General features: G+C 39.3%; 5 protein-coding genes. 2 read left to right on the forward strand and 3 right to left on the reverse strand.

Annotation, left to right across the window (positions count from 1 at the left end):
- Positions 1–390: 390 nt before the first annotated feature.
- On the forward strand, positions 391–1,614 hold the full coding sequence (locus CWD90_RS22675; RefSeq protein ID WP_103478336.1) for a site-specific integrase: 1,224 nt from the start codon (positions 391–393) through the stop codon (positions 1,612–1,614).
- Between the two features lie 190 nt (positions 1,615–1,804).
- On the opposite strand, the gene CWD90_RS22680 is transcribed toward CWD90_RS22675, so the two are convergent.
- The 3 genes from CWD90_RS22680 to CWD90_RS22695 all read right to left on the reverse strand — a co-directional run bounded on the left by CWD90_RS22680 (position 1,805) and on the right by CWD90_RS22695 (position 5,457).
- Positions 1,805–4,105 (reverse strand): relaxase/mobilization nuclease domain-containing protein, encoded by a 2,301-nt coding sequence (locus tag CWD90_RS22680; RefSeq protein WP_103478337.1) that lies wholly within the window; start codon positions 4,103–4,105, stop codon positions 1,805–1,807.
- A complete protein-coding gene (locus CWD90_RS22685; RefSeq protein ID WP_103478338.1) occupies positions 4,102–4,488 on the reverse strand; it encodes a hypothetical protein in 387 nt (128 codons plus the stop codon). Before CWD90_RS22685 ends, CWD90_RS22680 begins: the two co-directional genes overlap by 4 nt.
- Before the next feature lie 588 nt (positions 4,489–5,076).
- On the reverse strand, positions 5,077–5,457 hold the full coding sequence (locus CWD90_RS22695; RefSeq protein WP_103478340.1) for a hypothetical protein: 381 nt from the start codon (positions 5,455–5,457) through the stop codon (positions 5,077–5,079).
- A 94-nt stretch (positions 5,458–5,551) separates the two neighbouring features.
- Between CWD90_RS22695 and CWD90_RS22700 the strand changes: the two genes are divergently transcribed.
- Positions 5,552–6,589 carry a tyrosine-type recombinase/integrase gene (locus CWD90_RS22700; protein WP_103478341.1) on the forward strand — a complete coding sequence of 346 codons (1,038 nt, stop codon included), beginning with the start codon at positions 5,552–5,554 and terminating at the stop codon, positions 6,587–6,589.
- Positions 6,590–6,665: the final 76 nt, after the last annotated feature.

Consider the following 6,665-nt stretch of genomic DNA (forward strand, 5'->3'; position numbering starts at 1 on the left):
CAGAATCGTTCAATGCAAAAATAAAAGCTTTTAGGGCACAGTTCAGGGGTGTGAAAAATGTAGAATTCTTCCTTTATAGACTAACTACAATCTTTGCATAAACACAACAATTGGTCTTGATCCGTCACAATTGCATTTGCAAAAATCAATTCTGATGTGCCCAGAAATAAAAAATCCCCTGATTTTAAAAAAATCAGGGGATTACCGTGTTGGCCTACTAGGACTCGAACTTATATGCTTTTAAGCCCATTTGTTTCTATTTAACTGAAAACGTGTATCTTACGTAAGACTAAAAATCAAATAAGACCATAATAAACCAAGCAAAACCATCATTTGTTGTACCTATGTTGTACCTAGATTTTGTATCTTTACTATATTGATTAGAGAAAAATGGCAACTATCAACACGATATTAAGAAAAAAAAGTAATAAAAAAGGACTTTTACCTATTGCAGTTCGCGTCACCAAAGATAGAAAATCAACTTTTCTCTACACTGGTCAATATCTTGATCCCAAATTTTGGGATGAGACAAAACAGAAAGTTAAAAAATCACACCCCAATTCTGCGCGTTTAAATAATTTAATTGCAATAAAGCAGGCGGAGGCGAATGCTATTCTATTAGATACCGCGGCAAAGGATGGCGACCATTTTTCTATTCAAGAACTGAAATCACAATTGACTACAACGCTAACTGGACATTCCTTTTTTGAGTACGCTGAAAAACACTTTAAGCAATTGAAAGAAAGCAAAAAATTATCCCGTATCGATAGTGAACGCCCCCTACTCAATCGCATCAAAGATTATATGGGAGGTAAATCATTAAGTTTTGACCAGATAACTGTTCCCTATCTTCGAGGTCTACAGAGTTATTTGAGAGCCCTGGGTACACTTGGCGATAGAAGTATTGCCAATGTTCTAATGTTTATTCGCACGTTATACAATAGAGCTATACAGGAAAAACTGGTGAAACCTGAATTTTATCCTTTTGGCTCCGAAAAGGGCAAGATTAAAATTAAAATACCACAATCTGTCAAAATAGGTCTAACCAAAGAAGAAATTACCCGTATCGAAAATCTGGACCTTACCGAACATGGACCACAAAATCATGCACGAAATGTTTGGTTGTTTAGCTTTTATCTGGCGGGAATGCGTATTGCTGATGTTTTAAAAATAAAATGGACCGATATTCATGAGGGTCGTCTCTTTTATCAGATGAACAAAAACAGTAAGGTAATCTCATTAAAAATATCAGACAAGCTCCATAATATTATTAACCTATACGCTAACTCTGATCTTGGCACGAATGAGTATATCTTTCCAGAATTAAGAGGTATTAATCATAATAATGCGGACCGAATGTTGCGAAGCACTAAAAATGCCACCTTAAAATTCAATAAACATTTAAAAAAAATCGCTGTAAAGGCCGAGATCAGCAAAAAAATAACCATGCACATTGCACGTCATTCGTTTGGCAATATTGCAGGAGATAAGATTCATCCATTGATGTTACAAAAGCTATATCGACACAGCGATTTAAAAACAACTATAAACTACCAAGCTAATTTCATACATAAGGAAGCTGACGAGGCTTTAGATGCGGTAATCAACTTTTGATTGTTTACTTATCTATCCGAACTTTATGCGGCTCTAAAGAACCAAAGTAACCGCCAGTTGTTTCAAATTATCATTATACCGTCGTATTGGAAGTATTGAATTATAGATACTAAAAAAATATTTCTTCCCCTATCCACTATAAAGCACTCATAGGATGCCAGATAATATAACCCAACACTTTTACAAAACACTAAATCGACATCCCCCTGCCCTTGTACTTTGAATAATCCGTAAATTCATCCTTGAACCCGTTATATACCTCTTCTTGCCCTTTGCCCCTATTGCCCAACAACGAACTGATGGCATAGACTCCTTTCCGAAATAAGCCGTTTTGTTGGAAACTGGATTGCCTTTTAATCGCTTCTTTAATGCTTTTTCTAAGCCCGTTGTCCATATGGTGCTGCACCAACTCCGAGTGCAGGTTGGGATAAACCTTTTCCTCCGTCAACATAAAAGCTACCCTATCGTACATCTCCCTTTCCATTAGATGGCCCGCCCATAGGTTTTTTAAATTATCTCTACCTTCTTTAACAAGTCCGCCGATGACGGTATATTGTTCCTCTAATAGTTTAGTTACATCGGGAATGGAGTTCAAATAAAGGCCTGTCTTTTTAGACAGCGTGCAACTAGTTCCGTTGTCCGTATAAATGTATTTGACTTCGAAATCATTTTCCGTTCTAGTAAAATAGAACCCTTTGGCGTTGAAAAAAGCGATATAGTCTTTCGGTGATTTTTCATAAGGTGCGTGCATCCGTTCGGTATAATTTAGGTAGGAAACCAATGCTTCACTCTCGTACCGTTGCCTGTAGATCGGTGCCATTGCCTGATAAAGCTTCGGAAAGACCATGGGTAGAAAAATGGCCGATGCTGTCAACTTAGTGATGTTATCGGAATTCTGTGCCGTTAATAGTTCCAACACCGAATGGTTTTGACGTACAAATCCGGTGGACACGTATTCCTCCATGGCTTTGGGGAAAGGTAAATTTCCCAAACGAACTGGGACAGTATGCCTATTCGAATTGGCAAAAGACAACTGGTTATTGTGATACTTTACCCCTAGAGATTTGAACAAAAGCCGGACGCTTCCCTTTTCCATCCCGACATCGAAAATGCCCTTTTCCAATACCCTGCCGATAAGTTTGAACTTACCTTTCAAGGTTTCCATTTCCTTCTTGGTCTCCAATTGGAACAATCTATCCCTTACCGTTGGGAACTCTCGTTTAATTATTTTCGGCAGCAATTTTTTTTGATTCCCTTGTAGATAGCGTTCAAAGAATATGTGGATTTTTGAGTCTTTAATAAACGGAAGGATATCCATTAGATTTTTGGTCATAATACTTTCCGAGAGCAATCCCTCCCGTTTTGGGGATTTAAGATAGGATGTTTGGAATGCCTCCTTTATCAGTTTTTGGATCTCTATTCCGAACTGTCTGCTTTTGGTATTGATTTCGGTTTCTTCATCGCCATTCCCGAAAATATCCATCCGTTTCTCCATCCTAATCTTTTGGCCCAGCTCCCTTTCCGTGAATACATATCCAGATCTGTCATAGATGCTATATCCCTTGATGGCATCCCCTTTTCTGTCCAGTTTGATGTCGATATCCTGATATTCCTTGAGTACTTCTGGTAGTTCGTGTGGACAGATGGACTTGAAAAGACCATAGGTAGTTTCTATTTGTTTCATCAAACGCTTGCGGTGCATCGGAAGTAGCTTCGATTTTGAATTGGCCTCGAAATTTTTTTGTAGTTTGGGGCCGCTCAAGCTTCGGTGCACGGTGGAGCCGTTGATGAACCGGGTTTTATAACCTTTTTGATTGTCCAGGCCATAGGCCACCCCTATCCTACCCGATATGTTTTTTGTTTGCCTTACTTGAATGTGATAGGGCTTTACGAGTTTTGCCAGTTCTCCGAAACTGCGCACTTTGTATTTTTGGAGGATTCCGTTCAGTACGTCCTGCAAATAGAACTTCGTCCCTTGGGCAGGGTCCATGCCGAATTGTAGTTCTGGCGACCTGAGTATCGGTAGTTCCCTCTGCTGTTTTATCCGTGGCGATGGCGATAGGCCGAACTTTTTTTCAAGGTATTGCTGGGTCGCCACATTCCTTCGGTAGCTGTTGAAGATTCCGAGGACCTTTCCATCATCGTCCACATTGGTCGTAATTATATGGACATGCTCATGGCCGGTATCGGTGTGCCTTACCATTACATAGGGCTGTTCCCCGTAGCCCATTTGCTCCATATATTCCCTTGATACTGCTTGGAAGGTGTTGTCGTCCAGGTGTTCCCCTAGGGGAAGGTTCAGGGTAATATGGACATAGCGGTTCTTGGTGGCATTACGTTGCCCCTGGAAATGGAGTACGCTACCGAAGAATTTATGTGATATGTCCTGTGAGTACATATTCCCATAACCGAGTATGCGCATACCTTCCTTGCCGAAGACATAGTTCAGCATTCCCTGACAGCTTTCCCCATATCCTATCCTTCCTATCATCCTATTTGTTCTTCTTTTGTGATTTCGATAAGTACATCAATAAGTTCATTGGTCCTTTGTATCTCGTCTACCAAACTACTGTTGGGACTTCTCTGGTTCTTGAAGTGTGCCAGTTTTACCAACTGGTTGATGTTGCTGCCTATCCTGTTGATATGGTGGGCTATGTCCAAGGTGTTCGGCAGCCGTTCCTTTTCCTCCGATTCCCTGTCCAATACCAACCTTCTCAGAAGGGGGCTTATCACGCCCCGCTGCGAAATGTCCAGGTTGTAGGTTCCGGCAATTGTCTTGAGTCTCTCATATTCCATATCGTTGAACCGGAGCATTATGTTATGGTACCGCTTACTTTTTCCCAATCGTTTTCGGCCTCTTTTCCGTTGATCCATTTTCTTTGTCCTTTTAGGCAAACACTTCGTCAGAAGTAGACAATTCTAAGTTACTTAGAATACAACTTGCTATCTTTTTCAAAGATAAATATAGTTAATCGATATTGAATATAACTATCTTATAATCAATAATTTAACCCCTTAAAATATATAGAACCATATCAATTCAAATGGGTACAGACAGAAAATTAATCTGGTCCAATATGGCGTTGAAAAAATTAAGGAATCATGGAAAAATCCTTTTTTTTCTGGGTAGGGGCAAGAAAGGTCAAGCGGCATTTTCGCCGATTGTGCTTTCTGCGGTTCTGAGGGGGTTAAAAAACCAGAAACGGAAAGATGCTGAATGCAGATTGGCGAAGCGAGTCCGTTCTGGTGGTTTTAGAGTTGAGGGGTTTTTTAACTTCCGCAAGGGCTTGGGGTTAAATAACGTTATTGACATTGTTAAACAGAAAAAACAATGTCTTTTATCTTTTCTTATAGAATTGAAAGTTACGCAATCTATGTATTGGAAGACATTAAGGTATTGAAACAAAATGGAACTGGTATAATTTTGAATAGGTTCATACCGACGATTTCCGAACTGATTTCTTAATTTTCCATGTAATCCTGCCAAGTTACGAGTATATATTTTTCCTTACCGTTCTCCCTTTTACCTAAAAATCCGTATTCGTAAACAAAAAGATATACCTCTCCCTTACCGTTTTTCCAATAATGGGTGAAAAATTTAGGGTCAAAATCAAGGTCCAGCAATATTTGGCTCCTTACCACCGCCTTTCCTGCCCTATTATATAATTTTAATATTTTCCTGTTCAACTTTAACTGATTGTCCACCTTGTTATAAAACCTTAAAGGACCTTCCTTCGACTTTTCATATTGATGGGCACTCTTGCAATACTGATCACAATATTTCTTATCTGTCCTTCCAGATAGTTCTTGCCCACAGTGCGAACATTTCTTTTGGATTCTCATATTTTTCAAATAATGGCATTATTATTCGTATACTATTCGGTTAATATACGATTATATCGTTTAGTTTCATAAACTTAACTTTAAAAATAATTTTATGTACAAGGGAAAGAGCATCACAATGAAGCACCTTTTGATTGATGGAAACAAATGTATCGGTCTTCAGTTCTCGACGGATCGGGTAATCGAGGCATTAGTGGAAAAGCTTCCGAATTTGGGATGGAGCAAAACCTTCGGTATGCACTATATACCCAACAACAAGAATAACATATCCTTAATTTTCAAGATGTTTAGGGGTGAAGCTTGGATCAATGGTAATTTCTTCTTCGCGGAGCGCATTCTAAATAACGACAATGCCGATATTGATGTTGAATGGTTCCGGAAAAGAAAGCAGAAGGATGGGTTTAGGCCATGCCCTGAAGAATATCTCATCAAATTGGAACTTAAAAGATATTCCAATAACACGGTAAAAGCTTATGTCAACTGCTTCGAAGCGTTCATTAATTATTATGGCCATCTTAATCCAATGGACATCAATGAAAATGAGATCCGGTCGTATCTTCAAAAATTGGTACACGAAGGTAAATCATCCTCCTACATAAACCAGGCGATCAATAGCATTAAATTCTTTTATGAAATAGTCCACGGAATGCCCAACCGCTTCTACACCATTGAACGGCCAAGAAAAGAAACAAGACTTCCCAAGGTACTTTCCAAGCAAGAGGTCATGGCAGTTATCGAAAATACCAACAATATTAAACACAAATGCATCGTAGCACTTCTCTATTCCTCGGGACTTAGACGAAACGAACTATTGAACCTTAAGGTTACGGATATAGACAGCAAACGCATGATGGTAGGAGTAAGACAGGCTAAAGGAAACAAGGACCGCTATACGGTGCTGAGCAACGGATTGTTAAAGGACCTAAAGACCTACTATCGGGAATACCGGCCAAAAGAATTCCTCTTCGAGGGCGCAAATGGAGGAAAGTACAGTTCCACAAGCGTATTGAATATTATTGGGTCTGCAGCAAAAAGGGCTGGAATCAAACGGAAGGTCTCCCCCCATATGCTAAGGCACAGCTTTGGATTACCTACAAAATTTGGGACTAATTTTTTCAAGCCACTTTTTTAGAAAACCCTCTTAGTTTCATTTCCATTTCTAATGGGGAGAGATACCCTAAACTAGAATGTAGCCTTTCGTTATTGTA

The organism is Arenibacter catalasegens, assembly GCF_002909235.1.
GTDB lineage: Bacteria > Bacteroidota > Bacteroidia > Flavobacteriales > Flavobacteriaceae > Arenibacter > Arenibacter catalasegens.

Coding starts and splice junctions, on each gene's coding strand:
- CWD90_RS22680 (WP_103478337.1), bottom strand. CDS start 4,105: ATGATAGGAAGGATAGGATATGGGGAAAGCTGTCAGGGAATGCTGAAC.
- CWD90_RS22675 (WP_103478336.1), top strand. CDS start 391: ATGGCAACTATCAACACGATATTAAGAAAAAAAAGTAATAAAAAAGGA.
- CWD90_RS22700 (WP_103478341.1), top strand. CDS start 5,552: ATGTACAAGGGAAAGAGCATCACAATGAAGCACCTTTTGATTGATGGA.
- CWD90_RS22685 (WP_103478338.1), bottom strand. CDS start 4,488: ATGGATCAACGGAAAAGAGGCCGAAAACGATTGGGAAAAAGTAAGCGG.
- CWD90_RS22695 (WP_103478340.1), bottom strand. CDS start 5,457: ATGAGAATCCAAAAGAAATGTTCGCACTGTGGGCAAGAACTATCTGGA.